Annotated in this window: 28 protein-coding genes; 11 read left to right on the top strand and 17 right to left on the bottom strand. The window is 60.8% G+C overall.

The genetic code is table 11. The features are described 5' to 3' along the window. Positions 1-31: 31 nt before the first annotated feature. The 3 genes from G9Q84_RS04820 to G9Q84_RS04810 are packed head-to-tail and all read right to left on the bottom strand — an operon-like array spanning position 32 to position 3,668. The gene (locus tag G9Q84_RS04820; RefSeq protein ID WP_032884166.1) at positions 32-1,627 is read right to left on the bottom strand and encodes a GMC family oxidoreductase; all 1,596 of its coding nucleotides are present in this window, start codon (positions 1,625-1,627) and stop codon (positions 32-34) included. 39 nt (positions 1,628-1,666) lie between these two features. Further along, positions 1,667-2,212 carry a twin-arginine translocation pathway signal protein gene (locus G9Q84_RS04815; protein WP_095185140.1) on the bottom strand — a complete coding sequence of 182 codons (546 nt, stop codon included), beginning with the start codon at positions 2,210-2,212 and terminating at the stop codon, positions 1,667-1,669. Positions 2,213-2,240: 28 nt separating this feature from the next. Further along, positions 2,241-3,668: a coniferyl aldehyde dehydrogenase gene (locus tag G9Q84_RS04810; RefSeq protein WP_181642966.1), complete on the bottom strand. Its 1,428-nt coding sequence runs from the start codon at positions 3,666-3,668 to the stop codon at positions 2,241-2,243. A gap of 146 nt (positions 3,669-3,814) precedes the next feature. Here G9Q84_RS04810 and G9Q84_RS04805 point away from each other — a divergent pair, with 146 nt between their 5' ends. Both G9Q84_RS04805 and G9Q84_RS04800 read left to right on the top strand, forming a co-directional pair. Then, positions 3,815-4,486: a TetR/AcrR family transcriptional regulator gene (locus G9Q84_RS04805; protein ID WP_032884162.1), complete on the top strand. Its 672-nt coding sequence runs from the start codon at positions 3,815-3,817 to the stop codon at positions 4,484-4,486. Between the two features lie 31 nt (positions 4,487-4,517). Then, positions 4,518-5,372 carry a sulfurtransferase gene (locus G9Q84_RS04800; RefSeq protein ID WP_032884160.1) on the top strand — a complete coding sequence of 285 codons (855 nt, stop codon included), beginning with the start codon at positions 4,518-4,520 and terminating at the stop codon, positions 5,370-5,372. Between the two features lie 120 nt (positions 5,373-5,492). On the opposite strand, the gene G9Q84_RS04795 is transcribed toward G9Q84_RS04800, so the two are convergent. The 4 genes from G9Q84_RS04795 to G9Q84_RS04780 form a co-directional block, all read right to left on the bottom strand. Then, on the bottom strand, positions 5,493-6,488 hold the full coding sequence (locus G9Q84_RS04795) for a hydrolase (RefSeq protein ID WP_099601699.1): 996 nt from the start codon (positions 6,486-6,488) through the stop codon (positions 5,493-5,495). 193 nt (positions 6,489-6,681) lie between these two features. Then, positions 6,682-7,293 carry a 16S rRNA (guanine(966)-N(2))-methyltransferase RsmD gene (rsmD, locus tag G9Q84_RS04790; RefSeq protein ID WP_032884156.1) on the bottom strand — a complete coding sequence of 204 codons (612 nt, stop codon included), beginning with the start codon at positions 7,291-7,293 and terminating at the stop codon, positions 6,682-6,684. After that, positions 7,293-8,777: a M16 family metallopeptidase gene (locus G9Q84_RS04785; RefSeq protein WP_095185136.1), complete on the bottom strand. Its 1,485-nt coding sequence runs from the start codon at positions 8,775-8,777 to the stop codon at positions 7,293-7,295. Before G9Q84_RS04785 ends, rsmD begins: the two co-directional genes overlap by 1 nt. Further along, positions 8,770-10,125, bottom strand: coding sequence for a M16 family metallopeptidase (locus G9Q84_RS04780; RefSeq protein ID WP_032884151.1), 1,356 nt, complete (start codon positions 10,123-10,125; stop codon positions 8,770-8,772). Before G9Q84_RS04780 ends, G9Q84_RS04785 begins: the two co-directional genes overlap by 8 nt. Positions 10,126-10,358: 233 nt before the next feature. On the opposite strand from G9Q84_RS04780, the gene ftsY reads away from it, so the two are divergent. The 4 genes from ftsY (at position 10,359) to rpoH (ending at position 14,427) form a co-directional block, all read left to right on the top strand. Next, positions 10,359-11,756, top strand: coding sequence for a signal recognition particle-docking protein FtsY (gene ftsY, locus G9Q84_RS04775; protein WP_181642965.1), 1,398 nt, complete (start codon positions 10,359-10,361; stop codon positions 11,754-11,756). Further along, positions 11,753-12,424, top strand: a complete 672-nt coding sequence (ftsE, locus tag G9Q84_RS04770; protein ID WP_003213784.1) for a cell division ATP-binding protein FtsE — start codon at positions 11,753-11,755, stop codon at positions 12,422-12,424. The genes ftsY and ftsE overlap by 4 nt, the downstream gene beginning before the upstream one ends. Beyond that, positions 12,421-13,443, top strand: coding sequence for a permease-like cell division protein FtsX (gene ftsX / locus G9Q84_RS04765; protein WP_181642964.1), 1,023 nt, complete (start codon positions 12,421-12,423; stop codon positions 13,441-13,443). The genes ftsE and ftsX overlap by 4 nt, the downstream gene beginning before the upstream one ends. A gap of 129 nt (positions 13,444-13,572) precedes the next feature. Further along, positions 13,573-14,427 carry an RNA polymerase sigma factor RpoH gene (gene rpoH / locus G9Q84_RS04760; RefSeq protein ID WP_003176698.1) on the top strand — a complete coding sequence of 285 codons (855 nt, stop codon included), beginning with the start codon at positions 13,573-13,575 and terminating at the stop codon, positions 14,425-14,427. 120 nt (positions 14,428-14,547) lie between these two features. Here rpoH and mtgA read toward each other — a convergent pair whose 3' ends face one another. Beyond that, positions 14,548-15,270, bottom strand: coding sequence for a monofunctional biosynthetic peptidoglycan transglycosylase (gene mtgA / locus G9Q84_RS04755; protein ID WP_032884148.1), 723 nt, complete (start codon positions 15,268-15,270; stop codon positions 14,548-14,550). 74 nt (positions 15,271-15,344) lie between these two features. Between mtgA and G9Q84_RS04750 the strand changes: the two genes are divergently transcribed. From G9Q84_RS04750 to trmB, 4 genes are all read left to right on the top strand, one after another. After that, on the top strand, positions 15,345-15,722 hold the full coding sequence (locus G9Q84_RS04750; RefSeq protein ID WP_181642963.1) for a DUF423 domain-containing protein: 378 nt from the start codon (positions 15,345-15,347) through the stop codon (positions 15,720-15,722). Positions 15,723-15,793: 71 nt separating this feature from the next. Beyond that, a complete protein-coding gene (thiS, locus tag G9Q84_RS04745; protein WP_032884144.1) occupies positions 15,794-15,994 on the top strand; it encodes a sulfur carrier protein ThiS in 201 nt (66 codons plus the stop codon). 48 nt (positions 15,995-16,042) lie between these two features. Then, complete coding sequence (locus tag G9Q84_RS04740; protein WP_032884143.1) at positions 16,043-16,837, top strand: thiazole synthase; 795 nt, start codon at positions 16,043-16,045, stop codon at positions 16,835-16,837. Positions 16,838-16,846: 9 nt separating this feature from the next. After that, positions 16,847-17,575: a tRNA (guanosine(46)-N7)-methyltransferase TrmB gene (gene trmB / locus G9Q84_RS04735; protein WP_032884142.1), complete on the top strand. Its 729-nt coding sequence runs from the start codon at positions 16,847-16,849 to the stop codon at positions 17,573-17,575. Positions 17,576-17,654: 79 nt separating this feature from the next. Here trmB and G9Q84_RS04730 read toward each other — a convergent pair whose 3' ends face one another. The 9 genes from G9Q84_RS04730 to G9Q84_RS04690 all read right to left on the bottom strand — a co-directional run bounded on the left by G9Q84_RS04730 (position 17,655) and on the right by G9Q84_RS04690 (position 24,268). Next, positions 17,655-17,978, bottom strand: coding sequence for a DUF3392 domain-containing protein (locus G9Q84_RS04730; protein WP_032884141.1), 324 nt, complete (start codon positions 17,976-17,978; stop codon positions 17,655-17,657). Positions 17,979-17,995: 17 nt separating this feature from the next. Continuing rightward, a complete protein-coding gene (hemW, locus tag G9Q84_RS04725; RefSeq protein WP_242461393.1) occupies positions 17,996-19,198 on the bottom strand; it encodes a radical SAM family heme chaperone HemW in 1,203 nt (400 codons plus the stop codon). Further along, positions 19,195-19,791 carry an RdgB/HAM1 family non-canonical purine NTP pyrophosphatase gene (rdgB, locus tag G9Q84_RS04720; RefSeq protein WP_025859581.1) on the bottom strand — a complete coding sequence of 199 codons (597 nt, stop codon included), beginning with the start codon at positions 19,789-19,791 and terminating at the stop codon, positions 19,195-19,197. The genes hemW and rdgB overlap by 4 nt, the downstream gene beginning before the upstream one ends. Further along, entirely contained in the window at positions 19,788-20,222 is a 435-nt protein-coding gene (locus tag G9Q84_RS04715) for a DUF4426 domain-containing protein (RefSeq protein WP_032884139.1), read from the bottom strand. Before G9Q84_RS04715 ends, rdgB begins: the two co-directional genes overlap by 4 nt. A gap of 21 nt (positions 20,223-20,243) precedes the next feature. Further along, positions 20,244-20,864, bottom strand: coding sequence for a methionine biosynthesis protein MetW (gene metW, locus G9Q84_RS04710; RefSeq protein ID WP_181642962.1), 621 nt, complete (start codon positions 20,862-20,864; stop codon positions 20,244-20,246). A gap of 7 nt (positions 20,865-20,871) precedes the next feature. Continuing rightward, complete coding sequence (gene metX, locus G9Q84_RS04705; protein ID WP_095185132.1) at positions 20,872-22,011, bottom strand: homoserine O-succinyltransferase MetX; 1,140 nt, start codon at positions 22,009-22,011, stop codon at positions 20,872-20,874. Positions 22,012-22,129: 118 nt separating this feature from the next. Then, positions 22,130-22,720: a YggT family protein gene (locus G9Q84_RS04700; protein ID WP_032884137.1), complete on the bottom strand. Its 591-nt coding sequence runs from the start codon at positions 22,718-22,720 to the stop codon at positions 22,130-22,132. 9 nt (positions 22,721-22,729) lie between these two features. Next, on the bottom strand, positions 22,730-23,548 hold the full coding sequence (gene proC / locus G9Q84_RS04695) for a pyrroline-5-carboxylate reductase (RefSeq protein WP_181642961.1): 819 nt from the start codon (positions 23,546-23,548) through the stop codon (positions 22,730-22,732). A gap of 33 nt (positions 23,549-23,581) precedes the next feature. After that, the gene (locus G9Q84_RS04690) at positions 23,582-24,268 is read right to left on the bottom strand and encodes a YggS family pyridoxal phosphate-dependent enzyme (RefSeq protein WP_032884134.1); all 687 of its coding nucleotides are present in this window, start codon (positions 24,266-24,268) and stop codon (positions 23,582-23,584) included. Between the two features lie 57 nt (positions 24,269-24,325). Between G9Q84_RS04690 and G9Q84_RS04685 the strand changes: the two genes are divergently transcribed. Further along, positions 24,326-25,360, top strand: a complete 1,035-nt coding sequence (locus G9Q84_RS04685; protein WP_122756281.1) for a type IV pilus twitching motility protein PilT — start codon at positions 24,326-24,328, stop codon at positions 25,358-25,360. Positions 25,361-25,421 lie beyond the last annotated feature (61 nt).

Raw genomic sequence — 25,421 nt, 5'->3', positions numbered from 1 at the left:
TGTAGATACATGCCGCTGATCGAGCGTTTTTTCATGCTGTTTTCAGACGTTCGGCCAATGCTGTGGCCAGTTGGGCGGTCAATCCGTACACCGACAATTGGGGGTTGGCCCCAATGCTGGTGGGGAATAACGAGCCATCGTGGATCGACAGATTACGTAATTGGTGATGGCGACCCAGGCTGTCGGCCACGGCGTTTTTCGGGTCTTCGCCCATCGCACAACCGCCCATCACATGGGCGCTGCCCAGGGTCGTGCGATGCAGTTCCAGGTTCAAACCGTCAATCAGTTCGCGGGCTTGCGCCAAGGTGTTTACGTAGCGCGCATCGTGATGCAGCGGCTTGACCGACTTGGCGCCCGCTGCAAACTGAATTTCGGCCATGCTGTGAAAGGCCCGGCGCAGTCCGTCCCAGGCGTAGGGGGAAACTTGATAATCGAGAACGGGAGTGCCGTCGCCGCGCAAATCTACCGTTCCACCAGGGCTGTCGGGGTGAAAACCGTCGCGCAAAAGGGCGAGCATGGCGTGAGTATTCGGCAATTGGCTCATGTCCAGCGCATTCCCGGTGCCGTAGCCGCCGAACAGCGTGCTGGCCAATCCTGGGTGTAAGGGCGGCGCTTCCAGCTTGTAGGACATTTTGCCGGTCGTGCCGTCCTGCCATTGGAAGTGATCGGAGTAGATCGACTGCGGTGCACCGTAGAACGGGTTGATCACCTCGTCGAACAACCCGGCGGAGAAATTCACAAGGTGCAAAAAGGTGCGCTTGCCCAAGCGCGAGTGCGGGTCGGGTGCGTCCGAGCGCATCAGCAACGCCGGGCTGTTGATACCGCCGCCCGACAGCACGTAGTGTTTTGCCTTGACTGTGATCTTGCGCCCGGTCGGCGATACGCAGCGCTCATCCATGGCCACGCATTCCAGGCTGCTGATGGTGTCGCCGCTGTATTTGAGGTGTTCGGCGCGGGCCAGGTAGAGCAACTCGCCGCCTTTCTCCAGGGTGGACGGTATGGTGGTCACCAGCATCGATTGCTTGGCATTGACCGGGCAACCCATGCCGCAATAGCCCAGGTTGAAACAGCCACGCACATTGCGCGGGATCACATGCCAGCTGTAGCCAAGTTTTTCGCAGCCTTTGCGGATCACGTCATTGTTGGCGTTCGGCGGCATGGCCCAAGGCGCGATGCCCAGGCGTTGTTCCATTTTTTCGAACCACGGCGCCATCTCGGCGCTGCTGTGGCCTTTGACCGCGTATTCACTGGCCCAGTGAGAGAGGGTGGCGTCCGGGGTGCGGAAGCTGGAGGTCCAGTTGATCAACGTGGTGCCGCCCACTGCCCGACCCTGCAGGATAGTAATCGCGCCGTCCTTGCTCATGCGGCCGATGCCTTCCTGATACAGGCTGGTGTAGGCCTCGTCCTCCAGCAACTTGAAATCGCTGCTGGTCTTGAGTGGGCCTTCCTCGATCAGCAGCACTTTATAGCCGGCGGCGCTGAGGATCTCGGCCGTGGTGCCGCCACCGGCGCCGCTGCCGATGATGGCAACGTCGGCTTCCAGCGTCAGGTCATTGTCGAGGGCGGCGCCGTTGTGGGTTTTCCAGCCACGGGCCAGGCCTTCGCGGAACAGATCGGGTACGGGCATCAGGATCGTCTCTTGTTTTTATTGTTGGGGGGATGCGGATCAGATCTTCGGCGGGCCGGGATAGCCACAATGGGCCCAGGATGCGGGCTGGAAGTACCAGGCCATGATTACCAGCTTGAGCAATGAGCCCTGGCCCATGCGCAGCAGGTTCAGGTAGCTGTTTTCCCAGCGGTGCAGGAAGTTGTGGATCTGCTCTGTGCTGGCGTTCTCCCAACTGCCCCAGATACCGGTCAACGGACCTCGGGTGATGGCCATGCCCAATACGTCGAACAGCTGCTGGGTGAGCTTGAACATCTCGGGCGACAGGCGCTGCAGGCTGAAATCGAGTTTTTTCAGAGTGTCTTCGACGCCGTTGGCCACCTCCTGGGCGCTGGCTACACCTTCCAGCAATACCGGAATAACCGCGCGTAAAAACGGCAGATCGCTGCTGCGCAACAGGGCAAAGCCGCTGGCCGGTGTGCTGCTGGAACAGCCGCTGAGGCTGGCGCCAAGCCCGGCGGTGGCGAGGAAGGCGCTGGCGCACAGGCCGATTTTCAAGACGCCGCGCCGCGACAGCGCGGGTGAATCAGTCAGGCTAGGGTTCATTGTTATTGTTATCCCGTGGGTGGCGGTGTCAGCGAACGAACAGCTTCTGGATCAACTTCTGAATAGCCTTGCCATAAGGCGGGTAGATCAACTTAGCGGCGTTCAGGCGCTGCTTCACCAGCACACCCTTAGCCTTGCTGAAAGTCAGGAAACCTTCATGCCCGTGGTAATGGCCCATGCCCGAAGGGCCGATGCCGCCAAATGGCATGTCGTCCTGGGCCACGTGCAGCAGGGTGTCGTTCAGGCACACGCCGCCGGAATGGGTCTCGTGCAGCACTCTGTTCTGTTCGCCCTTGTCGTAGCCGAAGTAATACAGAGCAAGCGGGCGAGGGCGTTGGTTGATGTAGGCAAACGCCTGGTCGATACCGCGATACGGCACGATCGGCAGCACTGGGCCGAAGATCTCGTCCTGCATCACAGTCATGTCGTCGCTGACATCCAGCAGCAGGCTGTGGGCCATGCGGCGCGCCTGGCCTCGCTCGTACAGCGGAATCAGTGTCGCGCCTTTGTCGGTGGCGTCCTTGACGTAGCTATTGAGCCGAGCCAATTGCCGTTCATTGATGATTGCGGTGTAGTCCGGGTTGTCTGCCAGGGTCGGATAAAATCCGCGAACGGCTTTGCTGTAAGCCTCGACGAAGCCCTCGACACGGTCTTCCGGCACCAACACGTAATCCGGCGCCACACAGGTTTGCCCGGCATTCAAGGCTTTGCCGAAGGCGATGCGTTCGGCGGCGTCCTTGAGCGGTACATCGGCGGAAACGATGGCTGGCGACTTGCCGCCCAGCTCCAGGGTGACCGGCGTGAGGTGCTCGGCCGCTGCGCGCATCACGTGTTTGCCGATGCTGGTGGCGCCGGTGAACAGCAGGTGGTCGAAGCGCAGCTTGGAAAACGCCATGCCCACGTCGGCTTCCCCCAACACCACGCACACCAGATCCTCGGGGAAGATTTTCGCCAACAGGGTTTTGAGTAGTTCGCCGGTGGCGGGAGTGGACTCGCTGAGCTTGAGCATCACCCGGTTACCTGCCGCCAACGCGCCGACCAACGGCCCGATGGCCAGGTACAGCGGGTAGTTCCACGGCACGATCACCCCGACCACGCCCAGCGGTTGGTAAATGACCTTGGCTGAGGCCGGTTGAAAGGCAATGCCTACAGCACGGCGGGAAGGTTTCATCCAACCTTTGAGGTGTTTGCTGGCGTAGTGAATGCCATGCAGGCTTGGCATCAATTCGGCGAAAAGGGTCTCGTCGGCGCTGCGGTGGCTGAAGTCCTGGCTGATTGCGTTGATCAGCGCCTGACGCTCGTCGCTGAGCAGGTCGCGCAGGGCCTTGAGCCATTGCTGGCGTTGTGCTGCCGGCGGCATGGGGTTGGCGGCGTAGGCGCGACGTTGAGCGTCGAACAGGCCCTGGAGCTGATCCAGCACCTGGGAATCTTGCAGGTAGGCAACGTTGGCAGACATGGCGCAGCACCGATTGTTATTGGTCTGCCTGGATTTTTAGAGTCATTGCTCTAAATTGTCAAATAACATTGCGGCAACATGCAGATTTATCCTGGCAAGGATAGGTCGTAAGATGCGCCATCACGTGTATAGAAGCTGATTCCCCTATGGCACCACGAGTAAAGACCAGCGAGCGCATTGTGCAAACCAGCCTGGAGCTTTTTAACCAGCAGGGTGAGCGCAGTATCAGCACCAACCATATCGCCGCCCATATGGAAATTTCGCCGGGCAACCTGTACTACCACTTCCCCAACAAGCAGGCGATCATCGCCGTGCTGTTCCGTGAATACGAAGCGCTGGTAGACAGTTTTCTGCGTCCGCCACAGGGGCGCGCCGCGACGGTTCAAGACAAACGTTTCTACCTGCAGGCCCTGCTGGCCGGGATGTGGCGCTATCGCTTCCTGCATCGCGACCTTGAACATCTGCTGGAGAGCGATCCCGAGCTCGCCACCGGTTATCGGCGCTTTTCCCAGCGTTGCCTGACCCAAGGCAATGCGATCTACCGGGGGTTCGTAGACGCTGGCATCCTCAATATGGACCCTGTTCAAACCGAAGCACTGACCCTCAACGCCTGGATCATCCTCACGTCGTGGGTACGTTTTCTGTGCACCACCAATGAAAATTCTGCCCATTTGAGCGCCGAAGCCATCAAGCGCGGGGTGTATCAGGTGCTGGTGCTGGAGGCCGGTTTTGTCACGCCTCAGGCGAAAGAGGCTGTGGATGCGCTGTTCAAAGAGTTTTACGTGCCGCTGAACCAGGCACTGGAAGAAGTGAAGTAGGCCTTTCCCACTGCATTCGTAGGAGTTCGTCATGCCGCTTGCCCAACTGATCAGTCCCCAGCAATTGGCCGAGCGCCAGAAGTCGACCGGGCTGGTGATCCTGGACTGTCGTTTTGCCTTGGAAGACCCGGATTACGGACTTTGCAGCTACGCCGAAGGGCATATCGACGGCGCGCAATATGCCGACCTGGAACGCCATCTCAGCGGCCCGGTAATCAAGGGTGTGACCGGCCGCCACCCATTGCCGGCGGCGGACACTTTTGCCGAGCAATTGCGGGCCTGGGGCATCCATGCCAATACCGACGTGGTGCTCTATGACGACGGCCCCGGCGCATTTGCCGCCCGCGCCTGGTGGCTGCTGGCCTGGCTGGGCAAGCGCGATGGCGTGTTTATCCTGGATGGCGGCCTCAAGGCCTGGCATGTAGCTGGTTTCCCGTTGAGCCTGGACGCGCCGGTGACAGAGCCTGGCACCTTCGCGGGTACGCCGGACAATCATCTGTTGCTGGACGCCGAACACCTGCAAAAACGCTTGGGCCAACCCGGCCTGACCTTGATCGATGCCCGTGCCCAAGCGCGTTTTCGCGGTGACGTTGAACCTATTGATCCGATTGCCGGGCATATCCCCGGTGCGCAATGTGCGGCGTTCAACGAAAACCTGGGCAGCGATGGACGTTTCCTGCCGGCCGACCAACTCAGGCAACGCTTCGCCGCGCAGTTGCAAGGCCGCTCGCCGGAAGATCTGGTGGCGTACTGCGGCTCGGGTGTGACGGCCTGCCACAACCTGTTCGCCCTGAGTCTGGCGGGTTATCCGTTGGGCAAGTTGTATGCGGGGTCGTGGAGCGAGTGGATTACCGATCCTGCGCGGGCAATTGCGACTGGCGACTGATTTACCGGTCGTGTAAACCCAATCCAAATGTGGGAGGGGGCTTGTCCTCGATTACGGAGTATCAGTCGACACATTATTGACTGTTCCACCGCAATCGGGGGCGAGCCCCCTCCCACATGTTTAACCGTGTTTTGACAGTAACCATTGGGGAATACGCCGCTCCAGGTAGTAGCTGGGGCGTTTCAGTGAGCCATCGACGAAGCCCACGTGCCCACCTTTGGCCGTCAGCTCAAACTCGGTGCACGCCGACAGCTCGCTGGCCTCGGGCAAGCTGTGGGCGAATACGAACGGGTCGTCGGCAGCCTGGATAATCAACGTCGGCGTGCGTATAGCACCCAGGTAGTAGCGACTCGACGCGCGGCGGTAATAGTCCTCGGCACTCAAGAACCCGTGCAGCGGCGCCGTGACCCGGCCATCGAAGTCCCAGAAGGTACGCATCTTCTCCAGTGAGCCGAGCGCATCCAGGGTTTTCAGCCCGTCCTCCCGACCATCCTGCAAAAACTGACGCTGCTTGACGCGGATATACGCGAGCATCTCGCGCATGAAGTGCTTCTGGTAAACGCGCGAGAAGCCTATCCCGATGCGGTCCGCACACTGGTCCAGGCGAAACGGCACCGACACCGCCGCCGCGCCTTGCAGCCCGGATGCCTCGCCGGTTTCCCCCAGGTGCTTAAGCAGCACATTGCCACCCAGCGAATAACCCACCGCATACAGCGGCGCCAGCGGCCGCTTGGCGCGTAGATGCGCAATGGCGGCGGCCAGGTCTTCGCTGGCGCCCGAGTGATAGCTGCGGGCCAACAGGTTGGGCTCGCCCGAGCAACCACGCCAGTTCAAGGCCGCACTGGCCCAGCCTTGCGCTGCGAGGACTTTTTGCAGGCCGGCTACATAGGGGGAATTGGACGAGCCGGTCAGCCCATGCAGCACCAGCACCAACGGCGCCTGCGCGTCATGCGGGCCATGCCAGTCGAGGTCAAGAAAGTCGCCGTCTTCCAGCCATAGGCGTTCGCGTTGGCGTTCGATATGGGTGGTAGGGCGCCACAGCGGCCCCCACAGGGTTTGCAGGTGAGGGTTGCCGAGGCCGAAGGCGGGGGTGAATTTTTCAGAGGAAGGGGTCATGCAGATCTCTGTGGCAAGCGCGTTTGCTGTGGTGAGCAGGCTTCTGTGGTGAGCGGGCTTGCCCCGCGCGGGGCTGCGGAGCGGCCCCAGACCAAGCGACCGAGTTCTAGCTGATGGTGCGCGGTGTTTTTATTGGGGCTGCTCCGCAGCCCCGCGCGGGGCAAGCCCGCTCACCACAAAAGCTGGATTACTCTCAGTTCTCGACCAACCGATGCCACAACGCGTAATACACCCGCCCGGATTTCTGCTCCCGGTGCAGTCGCCACGCGCCCGGCAGTCCCAAGGAAGATGGCGCAGTCTCGCTTTCAGTGTAGATCCAAGCGTCGGGCGCCAGCCATTGGCGTTCTTCCAGCAGCGTGCACACGGTCGGCAAGAGGTTCTGGTTAAACGGCGGGTCGAGGAACACTACGTCGTACTCGCTGGCCGCCTGGGTTTCCAAGTAGCGCAGAGCATCGGCAGTTTGTACCTGGCCATTGGTGCAACGCAGGGTGCCCAGGTGTTCCTTGAGGCTGGAGACCGCCACATTGCTGGCATCCAGCGCCTGTGCCTGAGACGCGCCACGGGACAAAGCTTCCAGGAACAGTGCGCCACTGCCAGCGAACGGGTCCAAGACCTTAGCGCCCGCGATATACGGCGCGAGCCAGTTGAACAGGGTTTCACGCACGCGATCCGGCGTTGGGCGCAGGCCCACGACATCGGGGAAGCTCAGCTTGCGGCTGCCCCATTCACCGCCAATGATGCGCAGTTGGCCCACACCGTTGTGTACGTTGTGGACAGGTTTTTTCGGGCGAGATGAACTGGCCATTAATGCTCCGGAACCCCGAGCGGCTGCTCGGCGGGTTTATCAGTGGGGGGCGGTAGTGGCTTTTGCGCAATCGTCGGGCCGGCGGTCACGATGACCATCTTATCGGCGCTCAAGTGTTTATTCATTGCAGCCTTGACCTGCTCTACGGTCAGGGCCTGGGATTGTTTCATGAAATCTTCCAGATAGCTCAGCGGCAGGTTGTAGAAACCCATGGCGCCCAGCTGACCGACGATATCGGCGTTGCTGGCGGTAGACAGCGGGAAGCTGCCGGCCAGCTCGCGCTTGGCGTCATCCAGCTCTTTTTGCGTCGGACCGTTCTTGAGGTAATCGGCCACGACGTCTTCGACCAGGCGCAGGGTGCCGCCGCTCATTTCGGCGCGTGTCTGCAGGTTGATCATGAACGGACCGCGTACCTGCATCGGTGAAAAACCGGAGTAAACACCGTAGGTCAGGCCACGCTTTTCACGTACTTCGCTCATCAAACGGGTACCGAAGCCACCGCCGCCGAGGATCTGGTTACCCAGGGACAGGGCCGCGTAGTCCGGGTCGGCGCGGTCGATGCCGAGTTGGGCGAACAGCAAGTGCGTCTGCTTGGATGGGAACTCGATATGGCTCAGGCCGGCCTTTGGTTCAGTCGGCTGGGCAATCTTCGCCAGGGCCGGGCCTTTAGGCAGCGATGCGGACACCTTTGCGGTCATGGCTTCAGCTTCGGCGCGGGTCAGGTCGCCTACCACCGCAATCACCGCATTACCGGCGGCGTACGCCTTGGCGTGGAACGCCTGCAACTGCGCCAGGTTAATTTTCGGCACGCTTTCAGGTGTGCCTTCGCTCGGGTGCGCATAAGGGTGATCGCCGTACAAGCGCTTGAACAGCTCCAGGCTGGCGAGTTTGCCGGGGTTTTGCTTCTGATATTCGAAGCCGGCGAGGATCTGATTCTTGATGCGGGCCAGGGAGTCGGCCGGAAAGGTCGGCTTGCCGATCACGTCGTCAAACAGCGCCAGGGCGGCGTCGCGTTTATCGCTGGCACTCAGGCTGCGCAGGGATACCAGTGCCATGTCGCGGTAAGCGCCATTACCGAAGTCGGCGCCCAGGCCTTCAAAACCACTGGCGATCTGGCTGACGTCCTTGCCCGGTATGCCTTCGTTGAGCATGGCGTTGGTCATCAACGCCAGGCCCTGCACATCGCCATCCTGGCTGCTGCCGGCGGCGAACAGGATGCGCATGTCGAACATCGGCAGTTCATGCGCCTCAACAAACAGCACCTTGGCGCCTTCGGCGGTGGTCCAGGTTTGCACGTCGAGCTTGCGGTTGGTGGGTGCCTTGCCGTCCAACTCCGCCAAGGATTGCAGTTTGTTGGCTGACTGGGCTTTTTCAAGCGCCGGGCTCGCGACCGATTCACTTGGGCGCAGGAAATACACGGCGCTCGCCGCGATCAGGGTAACGGCGATCAGGCCAGGCAGGATCAGGCTTTTGCGATCACTCATGAGCAGTCTCCTCAGGCAGAACATGGGCGACGCTCAGACGCTCGCGGGTGAAATAAGTACGCGCGGCCTTCTGGATATCTTCAGGCGTCACGCTTTGCAGGTCGGCGAGTTCACTGTCCATCAGCTTCCAGGACAGGCCGACAGTTTCCAGGGAGCCGATGGCCGTGGCCTGGCTGGTGATGGAGTCACGCTGATAGACCAGGCCGGCGATGACCTGAGCGCGGATGCGTTCCAGTTCTTCGGCGGTTGGCGGCTTGGCTTTGAGTTCTTCGAGCAGTCGCCACAGGCCGGCTTCGGCTTGGGCAACGGTCTTTTTCTTCTGCTGGTTTGGGGTGGCCGACAGCATGAACAGGGTGTCGCCGCGGGTATAAGCGTCGTAATTGGTGGAGGCGGCCGAAACCAGCTCTTCACCGCGTTCCAACTGCTCCGAGATGCGCGCACTGTAGCCGCCATCCAGCAGGGCCGAAATCAGGCGCAGGGCTTGCACCGAGCGTTTGTCTTCGGCAGTCGCCAGGCCAGGAACGTTGAAACCGAGCATCACGCTCGGCAATTGGGTCTGCACGTGCATCGTCAGCAGGCGCTCGCCGGGTTCAGCCAGCTCCATCGGGATCTTCGCGGGCGGTACGTCACGCTTGGGGATCGGGCCAAAGTAGCGTTGGGCCAGGTTTTTCACCTCGTCCGGAGTTACGTCGCCGACTACCACCAGGGTGGCGTTGTTCGGCACGTACCAGGATTGGTACCAGTGGCGCAGTTCTTCGACCTTCATGCGGTCCAGATCGGCCATCCAGCCGATGGTCGGCGTGTGGTAGCCGCTGGCCGGGAAGGCCATGGCCTTGAAGCGCTCGTAGGCCTTGGACATCGGGTTGTCGTCGGTGCGCAGGCGACGTTCTTCTTTAATAACCTCGATTTCGCGGCTGAACTCGTCGGCCGGTAGACGCAGGCTTGCCATGCGGTCGGCTTCAAGTTCGAAGGCCACGCCCAGGCGGTCACGGGCCAGGACTTGGTAATAAGCGGTGTAGTCATCGCTGGTGAACGCGTTTTCTTCGGCACCCAGGTCGCGCAGGATCAGCGAGGCTTCGCCGGGGCCGACTTTGGCGCTGCCCTTGAACATCATGTGTTCCAAGGCGTGGGACAAACCAGTCTGGCCCGGGGTTTCGTAGCTCGAACCCACTTTGTACCAAACCTGGGAAACCACCACAGGGGCGCGATGATCTTCGCGCACGACGACCTTGAGGCCGTTGTCCAGGGTGAATTCATGGGTGGGTTGTGGGTCGGCAGCCAAGGCTGTAAGAGGCAGACAAACTGTGCTGAACAGCAGGCCTGCGGCGCGGCGGGCTAGAGCATTCATTCGTTTTTAAACCTGTTGGGCTGCCCGCTTGGTCTTAGCGTCAGCGGGCGAGGAGGTGCTAGGATACTGGTCGAATATACGGACGGCCACTGCGGCAGTCTTGTTGAGGCCCTATTTAGGCCTTACAAAATGTTGCGCATGAACGAGCTGGCTAAAAAACAGTCTGTTACGCATCGAATTTTATTTACCGACGTGCCGCTCTGGCACTTCGCTACCTTGAGATAGCCGTCTCCATGTTTGGTTCCAACGACGACAAGAAGACCCCAGCTGCGGCTGGCGAGAAGAAAGGCCTGTTCGGATGGCTGCGCAAAAAGCCGCAGGAAACCGTTGTGGAACAGCCACAGGTTCAAGCTGAGCCGATCCCCGAACCTATAGTAGAAGCCGAGCCGGTTGCCGAAGTGCCTGCGCCGGTGGTGTTGCCGATGGCTGAGCCGGTGTTGCAGCCAGTGGTTGAGGCCGAGCCTGAGCACAAGCCGTGGCCTGAGTTGCCAGTGGCCGAAGAGCCCGTGGCGTTGGTCGAAGACATACAGGCTGAGCACGTGGCCCCGCCGATTCCTGCGGTGGTTGAGCCGGTCGAGGTGGTGGCCGAAGCGCCACTCGCCGTGGAAGTCCCGGTTCCTGCGCCTGTTGTGGCCGCTGAGCCTGCCCAAGTTATCGAGGTTGTAGAGCCAGAGCCGATCGCCCCACCCGCCGAAACAAGCAAGACCGGCTTCTTCGCTCGTCTCAAGCAAGGCCTGAGCAAGACCAGCGCCAGCATCGGCGAAGGCATGGCCAGCCTGTTCCTGGGCAAGAAGGTCATCGATGACGAACTGCTGGAAGACATTGAAACCCGTCTGCTGACCGCCGACGTGGGCGTCGAAGCCACCGCGGTGATCATCCAGAGCCTGACCCAAAAGGTCGCACGCAAGCAGCTGACCGATGCCGATGCACTCTACAAATCCTTGCAGGCCGAACTGGCGGCGATGCTCAAGCCCGTGGAAGCACCGCTGGTGATCACCCCGAACAAGCCGTTCGTGATCCTGGTAGTGGGCGTCAACGGCGCCGGCAAGACCACCACCATCGGCAAACTGGCCAAGAAACTGCAATCGGAAGGCAAGAAAGTCATGCTCGCTGCCGGCGACACCTTCCGCGCCGCTGCCGTTGAGCAATTGCAGGTCTGGGGTGAGCGCAACAAGATTCCGGTGATCGCCCAGCACACGGGTGCCGATTCCGCCTCGGTGATCTTCGACGCCGTGCAAGCCGCCAAGGCTCGTAACATCGATGTGCTGATCGCGGATACCGCTGGTCGTCTGCACACCAAAGACAACCTGATGGAAGAGCTGAAGAAAGTCCGCCGCGTTATCGGCAAGCTCGACGCTGACGCGCCGCACGAAGTGCTGCTGGTGCTGGACGCCGGTACCGGCCAGAACGCTATCAGCCAGGCCAAACAATTCAACCAGACGGTCCAACTGACCGGCCTCGCGTTGACTAAGCTCGACGGCACGGCCAAAGGCGGTGTGATCTTCGCCTTGGCCAAGCAGTTCGGGTTGCCGATTCGTTATATCGGCGTCGGTGAAGGCATCGACGACCTGCGCACCTTTGAAGCCGAACCCTTTGTACAGGCACTGTTTGCCGAGCGGGAGCGTTCATGATTCGATTCGAACAGGTCGGTAAACGCTATGCCAACGGGCATGTCGGCTTGCATGAGCTGAGCTTTCGAGTGCGTCGCGGCGAGTTCTTGTTTGTCACCGGTCACTCGGGGGCCGGCAAAAGTACGCTGTTGCGCCTGCTGCTGGCCATGGAACGCCCGACTACCGGCAAGTTACTGCTCGCCGGCCAGGACCTGGCCACCATCAGTAATGCGCAGATCCCGTTCCTGCGCCGCCAGATCGGCGTAGTGTTCCAGAACCACCAGTTACTGTTCGATCGCACGGTGTTCAACAACATTGCGCTGCCGCTGCAGATTCTTGGGTTGTCCAAGGCCGAAATCGTCAAGCGTGTGGACTCGGCCCTGGAGCGCGTGGCGCTGTCGGACAAGACCGACCTCTACCCCGGCGACCTCTCGACTGGTCAGCAGCAGCGCGTCGGCATCGCCCGCGCCATCGTCCATCGCCCGGCCTTGCTGCTGGCGGACGAACCTACCGGTAACCTCGACCCGCGTCTGGCGGCCGAGATCATGGGGGTGTTCGAAGACATCAACCGCCTGGGCACCAGCGTATTGATCGCCAGCCACGACCTGGCGTTGATCGCCCGCATGCGCCACCGCATGCTGACCCTGCAGCGCGGTCGCCTGATCGGTGACGGGGAGGCTGGCGTATGAGTGCCACACGTAGCCCTAAGGTTTCCGAGCGCGTTGCGCCAAAACCGGCCGACCCGCAACCGAAAAAGAAAAAACACGACGATGACGACGGCCCGGACTTCAGCACCTTGCTGCGCGCCTGGATCGAAAGCCACCGCGCCAGCCTGCTGGACAGCTTGCGCCGTCTGGGCAAACAGCCGATCGGCAGCTTTTTCACCTGCCTGGTGATGGCTGTGGCCTTGAGCCTGCCAATGGGCTTGTCGCTGCTGCTTAATAATGTGGAGCGTTTGGGCGGTTCCTGGCAGCGTGCGGCGCAGATTTCGCTGTACTTGAACCTGGATGCCAGTACCAAGGAAGGCGAAGCGCTACGGGACGATATCAAGCATATGCCGGGCGTCGCGGACGCCGAGTACGTTAGCCGCGACCAGGCCCTTGAGGAGTTCCAACAGCAGTCCGGCCTGGGCGAGGCGCTTAAAGAGCTGCCGCAGAACCCACTGCCCGGCGTGGTGCTGGTGACCCCGAATGAAGTCGACAAGCCGGCCCTTGAAGCCCTGCGGCAAAAACTCGCAGAGATGCCGAAGGTGCAACAGGCGCAACTTGATCTAGTCTGGGTAGAGCGCCTGGCGGCGATCCTCAAGCTTGGCGACCGTTTTGTGTTCGGCCTGGCGGTGCTGTTGGTGTCTGCATTACTTTTGGTGATAGGTAATACCATTCGTCTTCATATTGAAAACCGTCGCATCGAGATAGAAGTGATTAAACTGGTCGGCGGCACGGACAGCTATGTGCGTCGGCCTTTTCTGTACATGGGCGCGCTTTATGGCCTGGGTGCGGGGATTTTGTCCTGGGGCGTGCTGGCGTTCGGCCTGAACTGGCTGAACGACGCAGTCGTTGGGCTTGCCGGCTTGTACGGCAGTGATTTTGCCCTGGCCGGGGTACCGGTGGCCGATGGTCTGTCGCTCTTGCTTGGCGCGGTATTGTTGGGTTATATCGGTGCCTGGATTGCGGTCGCACGGCATTTACGTGAGCTGGCACCGAAGTAGTTAATGTCAGATTAATGTGGTTTCGTTTGTATTGACCGTATCAGTGGTTTAGGGAACTTGTCCTACGGTTCCCGGTCAATTTTCGCAGTGCTGAACTGCACGAGTTATGTGAGTCGGAGGTTTTTTCGTATGACCACTTCTTTGCAACCTGCTTATGCCTTGGTCCCTGGTGCGAACCTGGAAGCCTATGTGCACACGGTCAACAGCATTCCATTGCTGACGCCCGAGCAGGAGCGTGAACTGGCCGAGAGTCTCTACTATGAGCAGGATTTGGGGGCGGCTCGGCAGATGGTGCTCGCCCACCTGCGTTTTGTCGTACATATCGCCCGTAGCTATAGCGGCTACGGGTTGGCCCAGGCTGACCTGATTCAGGAAGGCAACGTCGGCCTGATGAAGGCTGTAAAGCGCTTCAACCCTGAGATGGGCGTGCGCCTGGTGTCGTTTGCCGTGCACTGGATCAAGGCGGAAATCCACGAGTTCATCCTGCGCAACTGGCGCATTGTGAAAGTCGCGACCACCAAGGCCCAGCGCAAGCTGTTCTTCAACCTGCGTAGCCAGAAGAAACGCCTGGCGTGGCTGAACAACGAGGAAGTCCACCGCGTGGCCGAAAGCCTCGGTGTGGAGCCCCGTGAAGTGCGCGAAATGGAAAGTCGCCTGACCGGCCATGACATGGCCTTCGATCCGGCCGCGGAAGCGGACGACGACAGCGCCTTCCAATCGCCGGCCAACTATCTGGAAGACCACCGGTACGACCCGGCGCGTCAACTGGAAGACGCCGACTGGAGCGACAATTCCAACCACAACCTGCACGAAGCGCTGGAAGTGTTGGACGACCGCAGTCGTGACATCCTCTACCAGCGCTGGCTGGCGGAAGAAAAAGCCACGCTGCACGACTTGGCGCAGAAGTACAACGTGTCGGCCGAGCGAATTCGTCAGCTTGAGAAAAGCGCGATGAACAAGCTGAAGTTGTCGATCGCCGCTTAAAAGCGCCGCTTAAAAATGTGGGAGGTGGCTTGCCCCCGATAGCAGAGTGTCAGTCGACATTAAAATGACTGATCCAACGCTATCGGGAGCAAGCGTCCTCCCACATTTTTTTGTGTTGTATCAGTCGGACCAAGGCGCTTTGCGCGAGTTGTTCAGTTCCACCAGATAACCATCTCCGCCTAGCTGGCTCATCTGCTGGCGAATCCACGCCGCCCGCCGCGCCACATAAGCGGTCGGGTGGCTGGCACTCCATACCCGTGGGTTAGGCAACACCGCCGCTAAATAGCTGGCCTGCTGCCGGGACAAGCCCTTGGCGCTTACGCCGAAGTGATGCCGTGCCGCCGCCTCCGCGCCGAATACGCCTTCATCCCATTCCACGCTATTGAGGTACACCTCAAGAATCCGTTGCTTGGGCCACAGCACCTCGATCAACCCGGTAAACCAGGCCTCCAGCCCTTTGCGCAAATAACTGCGGCCAGCCCACAGGAACAGATTCTTCGACACCTGCTGACTCAATGTACTGGCGCCGCGAATCGAACCGCCGCGCTCGTTGTGCAGGATCGCCGCCTGGATCGCGCCGAAATCAAAGCCCCAATGCTGCGGGAAGCGCTGGTCTTCACCGGCCATCACCGCCACTTTGAGCTCATCGGAGATCTCGTCCCACGGCACCCAGGTGCGCTGCAGGTCAATGGGTTCGCCGTCGAACCAGGATTCGACCTTGCGCTCCACCATCAGGGCGGTGAAGGGCGGCGGGACGACACGAAACAGCAGCACCAGCAAAACACTGCCGATGGCAAACCATTTCACGACGTTGAGAAAGCGTTTGAATAGGAGACGCAGCATAGAGATGGCTTGGCCGAACCCGTTGAGCGGGCCATTATACAGACCCTGCCCGATGAGTCTGACTGGAGTTCCCTATGCTGCGTAGCTTTCTGATGCTGGCCGCGTTTTTCGGCTTCACCGGTGTGGCCTTGGGCGCGTTTGCCGCCCACGGCCTGAAAAACCGTCTGAGCGCCGAGTACCTGGCGATCTTCCATACCGGAGTCACCTATCAACTGGTGCACACACTGGCGCTGTTCGGCGTGGCGTTGCTGGCCGCCCATCTTCCCGGTCGCCTGGTGACTTGGGCCGGTATCTCGTTTGTCATCGGTATCCTGCTGTTTTCCGGCAGCCTCTACGTGCTGACCATGACCGGTATCAGCAAGCTCGGCATCATCACGCCGTTCGGTGGCCTGGCGTTCTTGCTCGGCTGGTTCTTCCTCGGTTTGTTTGCCTGGCGCTTGCAGGTCGTCTGACCAAGGGACTTGGGCCGGCAACGCCAATCAAGCTAGAATGCTGGCCCCTAAAAACGATGGCGGCCCGCGGCATGCGCATTCTGTTGAACGGCGAATCCTTTGAACTGCCCGACGGTGAAACCGTTTCGGCCCTGCTGACCCGTCTGGACCTGACCGGGCGTCGCGTCGCAGTGGAGCTCAACCTGGATATCGTTCCGCGTAGCCTCCACGCCGAGACTGCGCTCACCGAAGGTGATCAGGTTGAAGTGGTCCACGCCATCGGCGGCGGCTAGTCGCCTGCCCGAATTCTGCAGAACCTCACCCCATTTCGAGGATTTCCCATGAGCATCGTTCGTAGCGACAAGCCCTTCGTCCTGGCCGGTCGTACCTACCAGTCCCGCTTGCTGGTCGGCACCGGCAAGTACCGCGACATGGAAGAAACCCGCCTGGCCATCGAAGCCTCGGGCGCTGAAATCGTGACCTTCGCCGTACGCCGCACCAACCTCGGTCAGATCGAGGGCGAGCCGAACCTGCTCGAAGTGCTGTCGCCGGATCGCTACACCTTCCTACCGAACACAGCCGGTTGCTATGACGCCATTGAAGCCGTGCGCACCTGCCGCCTGGCCCGTGAGCTGCTTGATGGTCACAACCTGGTGAAGCTGGAAGTGCTGGCCGACCAGAAAACCCTGTTCCCCAACGTGATCGAAACCCTCAAGGCCGCTGAGACGCTGGTCAAGGAAGGCTTCGACGTGATGGTCTACACCAGTGATGACCCGATCATCGCCCGTCAATTGGCGGAAATCGGCTGCATCGCCGTGATGCCGCTGGCCGGTCTGATCGGTTCCGGCCTGGGTATCTGCAATCCGTACAACCTGCAGATCATCCTCGAAGAAGCCAAGATTCCCGTACTGGTGGATGCGGGCGTAGGCACTGCCTCCGACGCGACCATCGCCATGGAGCTGGGTTGCGACGCTGTGCTGATGAACTCCGCCATCGCCCATGCTCAGCAACCGATCATGATGGCCGAAGCCATGAAACACGCCATCGTCGCAGGCCGCCTGGCTTACCTCGCCGGGCGCATGCCGAAAAAACTCTACGCCAGCGCCTCTTCGCCGCTGGATGGTCTGATCAAGTAAGAGCCATTGATGACTGAATCAAACGAAACGCCGAACACCGTGGAAGAAGCAGGCGACGAGTCCAAGCATCGCCGCATCAAGAGCTTTGTGATGCGCGCCGGTCGTATGACCGAAGGCCAGCAAAAGGGTCTGGAGCAGGGCACGCCGCTGTTCGTATTGCCCTTGGCCGATGCGCCCGTGGACTACGACCAAGTGTTTGGCCGTTCGGCCCCGCGCTCACTGGAAATCGGCTTCGGCATGGGCCACTCCCTGCTGGAAATGGCCGCTGCCGCGCCGGACCAAGACTTCATTGGCGTGGAAGTACACCGCCCAGGTGTTGGCGCACTGCTTAACGGCGTCCTGACTCAAGGCCTGACTAACCTGCGGGTCTACGACTGCGACGCGATTGAAGTGCTTAACCGTTGCATCGCCGACAACAGCCTTGACCGCCTGATGCTGTTCTTCCCGGACCCATGGCATAAATCCCGCCACCACAAACGCCGCATCGTCCAGGCTTCCTTCGCGGAACTGGTGCGCAGCAAGCTCAAGGTTGGCGGCATCCTGCACATGGCCACCGACTGGGAGCCGTATGCCGAATACATGCTGGAAGTGATGGACGTTGCCCCTGGATACCGCAACCTGGCCGAAGATGGCAAATGCGTGCCGCGCCCGGCTGAGCGTCCGATCACCAAGTTCGAACGTCGCGGCGAGCGGTTGGGGCATGGGGTTTGGGATTTGAAGTTTGAGAAGTTGGCGTAACTCGCCACTGGCGTGAAATGCAATTCAATGTGGGAGGGGGCTTGCCCCCTCCCACAGTTGTTTTGTGTTGGATTTGAGGTCAGCGGCGATCGGCGACGACGCCAATCAACACCAGCACCACCACCAACACCGGCGCCAGGCTGTAGTTATTGAACTGGCTCAAGCCCCGCACAATCCACGGTGTGGCGTAGATCAATGCAGCGCCGCTGCCGACCATGCACACCAATGCCATCAGCGGGACGCGCAAGGCGCCGGCGATGCTGCCCAGGCGTGCTTCGACCCAGCCCTTGATATCTGCGCCGAACAGCACCAGCAAACAGCCCACGAGCGCTAGGGAGATTTCCGACAGGTTGCTGCGGCTCCAGCGGGATACGGTGGCGAGCAGGTCGAGTACCAAATCCATTCGAATTCCTTAGAGCGTCAGCTCAAAAACTTCTGCAACAGGTCATTGAGAAAGAGTTGCCCGCGATCAGTGGCCGCCAGGCGTGACGGTTCGACCTGCATTAAGCCACTTTGTTCTGCCTCGCGACGTGCCTCGTCGAGGCTCGTCAGGTCGAGGCCCGTGCGCTCGGCGTAGAGCCTGGCGTCGACGCCGTCGGTGAGGCGCAGAGCGTTCATCAGAAACTCGAAAGGTAGCTCGTCATTGGTCAGCTCCTTCGCCCCAGCCTGGAAGCTTTTGGCCAGGTTCAGGTAGTCCTTTGGCGCGCGGGTCTTCCAGGTGCGCACGATGCGCCCGTCCGGATGGCTGAGCTTGCCGTGGGCGCCGGCGCCGATGCCGATAAAGTCGCCGAAGCTCCAGTAATTCAGGTTATGCCGCGCCGGGCGGCCCGGTTGGGCATAGGCTGACACTTCGTATTGGGCGTAACCGTGCTCGGCCAGCAGTGCCTGGCCTGCTTCCTGGATGTCCCAGAGGGTGTCGTCTTCTGGCAGCGCCGGCGGCTGGTTCCAGAACACCGTGTTGGGTTCCAGGGTCAACTGGTACCAAGACAAATGCGTGGGTTTGAGCGCGATGGCCTGGCGCAGGTCGCTGAGGGCGTCGTCCAGGGACTGATCGGGCAAACCGTGCATCAGGTCCAAGTTGAAGTTATCAAATCCGGCCTGGCGCGCCATCCCGGCAGCGCGTACAGCTTCGTCGCCATTGTGGATACGGCCCAGGGCCTGAAGTTTTTCCTGCTGGAAGCTCTGGATACCGATGGACAGGCGGTTGATCCCCAGCTTGCGGTACGCCACGAACTTCTCTTGTTCGAACGTGCCGGGGTTGGCTTCCAGGGTGATCTCGATATCGCCGGCAAACGGGATGCGCGCTTCCACGCCTTTGAGCAGGCGACCCAGTGCTGCAGCGCTGAACAGGCTTGGGGTGCCACCGCCGAAGAAGATCGAACTCAGTTCCCGGCCGTAAACGGCATGCAGATCCTGATCGAGGTCGGCCAACAGTGCGTCCACGTACTCTTCTTCCGGCAGCACTTTGCTTGCGGTGTGAGAGTTGAAGTCGCAATACGGGCATTTACGTACGCACCACGGGATGTGTATATACAGCGCCAGGGGCGGCAGCACGGGCAAGGCCGCCCGAGGTGTTTGCGCGCCGCCGTGGATCAGCGGCAGCGCCTGGGTGTCGTGGGTCATTTCAGGCTCAGGCGTTGGCGCAGCAAATCCATTGCGCGGGCTCGGTGGCTGATCTGGTTCTTGTCGGCCGGGCTCAGTTCGGCGCTGGAGACATTGCGCTCTGGCACCCAGAACAGCGGGTCATAGCCAAAACCATGCTCACCGCTGGCCGCATGCAGGATGCGCCCGTGCCACAGGCCTTCGCAAAGGATCGGCAACGGGTCGTCCGCATGGCGCACCAGGGCCAGCACGCAGACGAACTGCGCGCCGCGTTCGGCGTCCGGCACGTCCTTGAGGGCGTCCAGCAACTTGGCGTTGTTGGCCGCGTCACCTTTGCCATCGGCGTAGCGCGCCGAATAGATGCCAGGGGCTCCGCCGAGAAAATCCACCGCCAGGCCAGAGTCATCCGCCAGCGCCGGAAGGCCCGAGATACGCGCCGCATTGCGCGCCTTGAGGATGGCGTTCTCGACGAACGACAGGCCTGTCTCTTCCGGCTCGACCTGGCTGAACTCGCCAATCGAGCGCAGTTGCACGGAGTCGCCGAGCATGGCCTGCAGTTCTTTGAGTTTGCCGGCGTTATGGCTGGCGAGTACGAGCTGGGTAAGGTTCATCATTCCGCCGGAAACAGTTCCTGGTTGAATTGGAAGCTATGGGCTTTGCCGCCGGTTTCAACGTTGATGGTAAACGTCTTGTATTCCCGCTGGGTCACGGCGTAGGGCGCGAGATAATTGATCCCGCCTTTTTCGTTGATTTGCTTGAAGGTGAGGATCTCGCTCTTGCCGCCCAGATCCTTGATGGTGCCCGTTACTTGTGCGGCCACGGGGGTCACGCCCTTGATCACGGTCACATTGATCAAGCCCTTTTCCTTACTGCGTACCACGCCGACTTTCTGGGCGGTTTCCGGTTGCAGGAAGCTGGAGGTGAAGGTGTTGTAGTGAACGGTGATATCGCCGAAGTCTTTCTTGCGATTTGCGTCGATAGCGTCGGCTGCCAAGGCGTTGGCACCCAGGCAAGCGGTCAGTAGAAAAATAGCCAAGCGACTCATGAGCGCCCCTCTGGAAAATGATTAGACGGCAATTTTGTGGTCGGTCAGGCCAGGACTGCTGACCCGGTAGATACCGATTTCGCCCAACAGGTTGGGCCATAGTTTACTCGCCCAGCCGTGACGGTGCTGTTGATCGACGGCAAGTCGGTTAATCACTTTGGCTTCACGCTCGCCACACAGCGCTTCGAAGTCTTCGAAGGTGCAGAAGTGGATGTTCGGCGTGTTGTACCAGGTGTAAGGCAGGAAATCCGACACCGGCATGCGACCCTTGGTCGCCAGGTACCAGCGGCAGCGCCAGTGGCCGAAGTTAGGGAAGGTGATGATGCACTCGCGACCCACGCGCAGCATTTCGTCGAGGATACGGTCAGGGTAGTGCACCGCTTGCAGGGCTTGGGTCATCACCACGATGTCGAAGCTGTTGCTGGCAAAGTTACCCAGGCCCTTGTCCAAGTCCTGCTCGATCACGTTGATGCCCTTGGCCACGCACTGGGCGATGTTGTCCGGGTCGTTTTCCAGGCCATAGCCGGTGACTTGCTTGTTGTCGCGCAGCCAGCTCAGCAGTTCGCCATCGCCGCAGCCCAGGTCAAGCACGCGGCTGCCGGCGGGGATCCATTCTTGGATGATTTCCAGGTCGGCTCTCATGGCGTTCTCACACTGTAATCCGGTTCATGTAATTGCCGAACGCCTGCAAGTAACGCGGGATCGGAATCAGGAAGGCGTCGTGGCCTTGCGGCGCATCGATCTCCAGGTAGCACACGTCTTTGCGTGCGGCCATCAGTGCATCCACCAGCTCGCGGGAGCGGGCCGGGGAGAAGCGCCAGTCGGTGGTGAACGACATCACGCAGAACTTGGCCGTGGCGCCTTCGAAGGTTTTCGCCAGGTCATCGTCGTGGTTGGCCGCCGGGTCGAAATAGTCCAGGGCCTTGGTCATCAGCAAATAGGTGTTGGCGTCGAAACGCCCGGAGAACTCCTCGCCCTGATAACGCAGGTAGCTCTCGACCTGGAATTCGACGCTGTGGAAATCGTAGTTGAGCTTCTCGCTCTTGAGACCACGGCCGAATTTTTCGCCCATGGAGTCATCGGACAGGTAGGTGATATGCCCGACCATCCGCGCCAGCATCAAGCCGCGCTTGGGAATCACGCCCGCTTCCTGGAACGAACCGCCGTGGAACTCGGGGTCGGTGAGGATCGCCTGGCGCGCCACTTCGTTGAAGGCGATGTTTTGCGCCGACAACTTGGGGGCCGAGGCGATGGCCAGACAATGGCGTACGCGATCAGGGTAGGTGATGGTCCATTGCAGTGCCTGCATCCCGCCCAGGCTGCCACCGATCACGGCGGCCCACTGGTTGATGCCCAACAAATCGGCAAGACGCGCTTGGCTGTGTACCCAGTCTTCCACGGTCAGCACCGGGAAGTCGGCGCCGAACGGCTTGCCGGTTTCCGGGTTGATACTGCTGGGGCCAGTGGAGCCGTTGCAGCCGCCGAGGTTGTTCAGGCTGACCACGAAGAATTTGTTGGTGTCGATGGGCTTGCCGGGACCGATACAGCTGTCCCACCAGCCGGGCTTGCGCTCGTCGGCACTGTGGAAGCCTGCTGCGTGGTGATGACCGGACAAGGCGTGGCAGATCAGCACGGCGTTGCTCGCCGTGGCGTTCAGTTGGCCATAGGTTTCGTAGATCAGGTCGTAGGCGGGCAGAGAACGGCCGCAGGCCAGGGCCAGGGGTTCGCTGAAGTGCGCCACTTGGGGCACGACCAGACCAACAGAATCGGGGGGAAAGGCAGCTGGCATCGACCCTGCTCTCGTTTAAATGAGGCGTAAGTCTAAAGACCACTGCACCCAGCGGCAAGCAAAGGCCTGCGCGCTGCGAAATGAGGGAGGGAGCAAGCTCCTCCCTCATTTGTTTGCGTCAGATCAGCAGGCGCAGAATCTCAGGCATCCCGGTCATGGTGGCCAGGTTGTTGATCACCAGCATGTCCAGCAGCTTGAGCACCATGAACGCCAGGATCGGCGAGATATCCAGGCCGCCCAGGTTCGGCAGCAGGCGGCGGAATGGCGCCAGGGCGGGCTCGCAGATCTGGTTCACCAGTTCGGCGCCAGGGTTGTGGCTACCCGGGGCGACCCAGGACAGGATCACGCTGATGATCAAGGCGAAGAAGAAAATCTTCAGGAACAGCGCGGTCACGCCGATGATTGCCCAAATCAGCAACTGTATGAAATTGCCGGTGGTGCCGTACGTCAGCAGCAGTGTCAGCGCCATCAAGGCCAACTGCACCAGGATCGCCAGCACCAGCGACGACATATCCAGGCCGAACAGGCTCGGGATCACCCGGCGCAACGGCTTGAGCAGCGGCTGGGTCGCCTTGACGATGAACTGGCAGAGCGGGTTGTAGAAGTTGGCACGTACCAGTTGCAGCACGAAACGCAACAGCACGATCAGCAGGTAGAGGCTGCCGAGGGTTTGCAGCACGTAGACGGCTGCGGTGTTCAAACCAATCATATTGGCTCCTTAGTTGCCCAGTTGTTCGGCCATTTCGGCCGATCGGTGCGCAGCGGCACCCAATGCTTTTTCCACCAGGGCTTCAAAGCCCCCGGCCTGGAACGATTCAATGGCGGCCTGCGTCGTGCCGCCTGGTGAGGTCACGCGACGGCGCAGCTCGGCGGCATCCGCATCGCTGGACACGGCCATCTTCGCGGCGCCCAAGGCGGTCTGCTCGGACAGTTGCTCAGCGACTTCCCGTGGCAGGCCGAGTTTCACGCCGGCGGCGGTCATGGCTTCAATCAGCAGGAAGAAGTACGCCGGGCCGCTGCCGGAGACGGCGGTGACCGCGTCCAGTTGTTGTTCCTGATCCAGCCACAGGGCAATGCCCACGGCGGACAGCAGCTCCTGGGCCTGGTCACGTTGTTCGGTGCTGACCTCGGCGGTGGCATACAAACCGCTGACGCCTTGGCGCAGCAGAGCCGGAGTGTTGGGCATGCAACGCACGATGGGCTGGGCCCCCAGCCACTTCTTCATGCTGGCGCAGGTTATGCCGGCAGCGATGGACACCACCAACTGATGCGGTTGCAGATTTGGGCGCAGTCTTTCGCAGACGGCCTTCATGGCTTGTGGCTTGACCGCCAGCACGATCACGTCGACGCCTTGGATGGCCTCGGCATTGTCGGCAAAGGTGTCGATACCGTGCTCGGCGCTGACGCGCGCACGGGTGTCGGCGCCCGGGTCGCTGGCGCGGATCTGCGCGGCGTCCAGGCCCTTGGCCCGTAGGCCGCCGATCAGGCTGGCCGCCATGTTACCGGCGCCGATAAAGGCAATACGCGTGTTGCTCATGACAGGTCCTTATTCAGAGGGAGGTCAGCCATTTCACGGCTGGCCGTAATCACGGGCGCCAAATAGGGCGGTACCGATCCGCACCCAGGTGGCGCCTTGGGCGATGGCCGACTCAAGGTCGTGGCTCATGCCCATGGAAAGCGTGTCGAGCGGCAGGTTCAGGCTGTTTTGCAGGTCGCGAACGGTAGCGAACGCTGCATCTTGCTCGGTCCGATCTTCAGTCGGCTCGGGGATTGCCATCAGGCCACGCAGCGTCAAGCGCGGCAGGGCACTGATGGCATTGGCCAGGGCCGGCAAGTCGGCGGGCGTGCAGCCGGACTTGCTGGCTTCGCCGCTGACATTGACCTGGATACAGATGTTCAGCGGCGGCAGGTCGGCCGGGCGTTGTTCGGACAGGCGTTGTGCAATTTTGAGGCGGTCCACGGAATGCACCCAAGCGAAGTTCTCGGCGATAGCGCGCGTCTTGTTCGATTGAATGGGGCCGATGAAGTGCCAACTCAAGGGCAGGTCGGTTAATTCAGCCTGTTTGCCCAGGGCTTCCTGCAGATAGTTTTCGCCGAATTCGAGCTGCCCGGCGGCATAGGCTTCGCGCACTGCTTGGGCGGGTTTGGTCTTGCTCACGGCCAGCAGGTGGATGCTGCTTGCGTCACGTTGCACGGCGTCGGCTGCGGCGCGGATGCGCTGGCTAACCAGGCCGATGTTGTCTGCTATCGTCGACATTCAAGATGCGCCCGTGGATATGGAGTCCGCGGCATTCTACTGGAAATGGAAAGCCCTATGGATATCACTGAATTACTGGTGGCCGGCGTGCGCCGTGGCGCCTCCGACCTGCACCTGTCGGCGGGGCTGGCGCCGATGTGGCGAATCGATGGCGAAGTCTGGCCGATGGATTGGCCGGTGCTTTCTGCCCCGCAAGTCGCGGATTTATTGAGCCCTTTGCTCAATCAATACCAGCAAAAGGATTTCGAAACATCTCTTGAAACGGATTTTGCCTTCGAGCTGCCGGGTGTAGCGCGCTTCCGGGCCAACGTATTCCAACAGGATCGCGGCATGGGCGCGGTGTTTCGTACTATTCCGGCCGAAGTCCAGAGCCTGGATAGCCTGGGTCTCGGGGCGGTGTTCCAACGCATCGCCCAATTGCCACGTGGCCTGGTGCTGGTGACCGGACCCACTGGCTCCGGCAAGTCCACCACTCTGGCGGCAATGATCGATTACCTCAATCAGCATCGGCGCCAGCACATCCTTACGCTCGAAGACCCTATCGAATTTATCCACAGGCCGAAAATCGCGCTGATCAACCAGCGCCAGGTGCACCGCGACACCCACAGTTTTTCGGTAGCCCTGCGTTCGGCGCTGCGTGAAGACCCCGATGTGATCCTGGTGGGCGAACTGCGTGACCTGGAAACCATCCGCCTGGCCCTGACGGCGGCTGAAACCGGGCATCTGGTATTTGGCACCTTGCACACTACCTCCGCGGCAAAGACCGTGGATCGGCTGGTCGACGTGTTCCCGGCCGGCGAAAAGGCCATGGTCCGCTCAATGTTGTCGGAGTCGTTGCAGGCGGTGGTGTCACAGGTGCTGGTGAAGAAGCTCGGCGGCGGGCGCGTGGCGGCCCATGAAATCATGTTGGGCACGCCAGCCATTCGTAATCTGATTCGTGAGGACAAGGTGGCGCAGATGGTCTCGGCTATCCAGACCGGCGGGGCGTTGGGGATGAAGACATTGGATATGAGTTTGAAGGCGTTGGTCACGCAGGGCGTGATCAGCCGGGAAGAGGCGCTGGAGAAGGCGAGGGTGCCTGGGGATATCTAAGATCGGGAGATATAAGGAGATCCAAATGTGGGAGGGGGCTTGCTCCCGATTGCAGTGGGTC

This window comes from Pseudomonas sivasensis (genome assembly GCF_013778505.1).
Lineage (GTDB): Bacteria > Pseudomonadota > Gammaproteobacteria > Pseudomonadales > Pseudomonadaceae > Aquipseudomonas > Aquipseudomonas sivasensis.
Note: the sequence above shows the minus strand (reverse complement) of the source record. Positions and strands in the feature narration are given on the sequence as shown.

Excerpts from the sequence above, each read along its gene's own strand:
- G9Q84_RS04820 (WP_032884166.1), bottom strand. The coding sequence starts at position 1,627 with ATGCCCGTACCCGATCTGTTCCGCGAAGGCCTGGCCCGTGGCTGGAAA.
- G9Q84_RS04815 (WP_095185140.1), bottom strand. The coding sequence starts at position 2,212 with ATGAACCCTAGCCTGACTGATTCACCCGCGCTGTCGCGGCGCGGCGTC.
- G9Q84_RS04810 (WP_181642966.1), bottom strand. The coding sequence starts at position 3,668 with ATGTCTGCCAACGTTGCCTACCTGCAAGATTCCCAGGTGCTGGATCAG.
- G9Q84_RS04805 (WP_032884162.1), top strand. The coding sequence starts at position 3,815 with ATGGCACCACGAGTAAAGACCAGCGAGCGCATTGTGCAAACCAGCCTG.
- G9Q84_RS04800 (WP_032884160.1), top strand. The coding sequence starts at position 4,518 with ATGCCGCTTGCCCAACTGATCAGTCCCCAGCAATTGGCCGAGCGCCAG.
- G9Q84_RS04795 (WP_099601699.1), bottom strand. The coding sequence starts at position 6,488 with ATGACCCCTTCCTCTGAAAAATTCACCCCCGCCTTCGGCCTCGGCAAC.
- rsmD (WP_032884156.1), bottom strand. The coding sequence starts at position 7,293 with ATGGCCAGTTCATCTCGCCCGAAAAAACCTGTCCACAACGTACACAAC.
- G9Q84_RS04785 (WP_095185136.1), bottom strand. The coding sequence starts at position 8,777 with ATGAGTGATCGCAAAAGCCTGATCCTGCCTGGCCTGATCGCCGTTACC.
- G9Q84_RS04780 (WP_032884151.1), bottom strand. The coding sequence starts at position 10,125 with ATGAATGCTCTAGCCCGCCGCGCCGCAGGCCTGCTGTTCAGCACAGTT.
- ftsY (WP_181642965.1), top strand. The coding sequence starts at position 10,359 with ATGTTTGGTTCCAACGACGACAAGAAGACCCCAGCTGCGGCTGGCGAG.
- ftsE (WP_003213784.1), top strand. The coding sequence starts at position 11,753 with ATGATTCGATTCGAACAGGTCGGTAAACGCTATGCCAACGGGCATGTC.
- ftsX (WP_181642964.1), top strand. The coding sequence starts at position 12,421 with ATGAGTGCCACACGTAGCCCTAAGGTTTCCGAGCGCGTTGCGCCAAAA.
- rpoH (WP_003176698.1), top strand. The coding sequence starts at position 13,573 with ATGACCACTTCTTTGCAACCTGCTTATGCCTTGGTCCCTGGTGCGAAC.
- mtgA (WP_032884148.1), bottom strand. The coding sequence starts at position 15,270 with ATGCTGCGTCTCCTATTCAAACGCTTTCTCAACGTCGTGAAATGGTTT.
- G9Q84_RS04750 (WP_181642963.1), top strand. The coding sequence starts at position 15,345 with ATGCTGCGTAGCTTTCTGATGCTGGCCGCGTTTTTCGGCTTCACCGGT.
- thiS (WP_032884144.1), top strand. The coding sequence starts at position 15,794 with ATGCGCATTCTGTTGAACGGCGAATCCTTTGAACTGCCCGACGGTGAA.
- G9Q84_RS04740 (WP_032884143.1), top strand. The coding sequence starts at position 16,043 with ATGAGCATCGTTCGTAGCGACAAGCCCTTCGTCCTGGCCGGTCGTACC.
- trmB (WP_032884142.1), top strand. The coding sequence starts at position 16,847 with ATGACTGAATCAAACGAAACGCCGAACACCGTGGAAGAAGCAGGCGAC.
- G9Q84_RS04730 (WP_032884141.1), bottom strand. The coding sequence starts at position 17,978 with ATGGATTTGGTACTCGACCTGCTCGCCACCGTATCCCGCTGGAGCCGC.
- hemW (WP_242461393.1), bottom strand. The coding sequence starts at position 19,198 with ATGACCCACGACACCCAGGCGCTGCCGCTGATCCACGGCGGCGCGCAA.
- rdgB (WP_025859581.1), bottom strand. The coding sequence starts at position 19,791 with ATGATGAACCTTACCCAGCTCGTACTCGCCAGCCATAACGCCGGCAAA.
- G9Q84_RS04715 (WP_032884139.1), bottom strand. The coding sequence starts at position 20,222 with ATGAGTCGCTTGGCTATTTTTCTACTGACCGCTTGCCTGGGTGCCAAC.
- metW (WP_181642962.1), bottom strand. The coding sequence starts at position 20,864 with ATGAGAGCCGACCTGGAAATCATCCAAGAATGGATCCCCGCCGGCAGC.
- metX (WP_095185132.1), bottom strand. The coding sequence starts at position 22,011 with ATGCCAGCTGCCTTTCCCCCCGATTCTGTTGGTCTGGTCGTGCCCCAA.
- G9Q84_RS04700 (WP_032884137.1), bottom strand. The coding sequence starts at position 22,720 with ATGATTGGTTTGAACACCGCAGCCGTCTACGTGCTGCAAACCCTCGGC.
- proC (WP_181642961.1), bottom strand. The coding sequence starts at position 23,548 with ATGAGCAACACGCGTATTGCCTTTATCGGCGCCGGTAACATGGCGGCC.
- G9Q84_RS04690 (WP_032884134.1), bottom strand. The coding sequence starts at position 24,268 with ATGTCGACGATAGCAGACAACATCGGCCTGGTTAGCCAGCGCATCCGC.
- G9Q84_RS04685 (WP_122756281.1), top strand. The coding sequence starts at position 24,326 with ATGGATATCACTGAATTACTGGTGGCCGGCGTGCGCCGTGGCGCCTCC.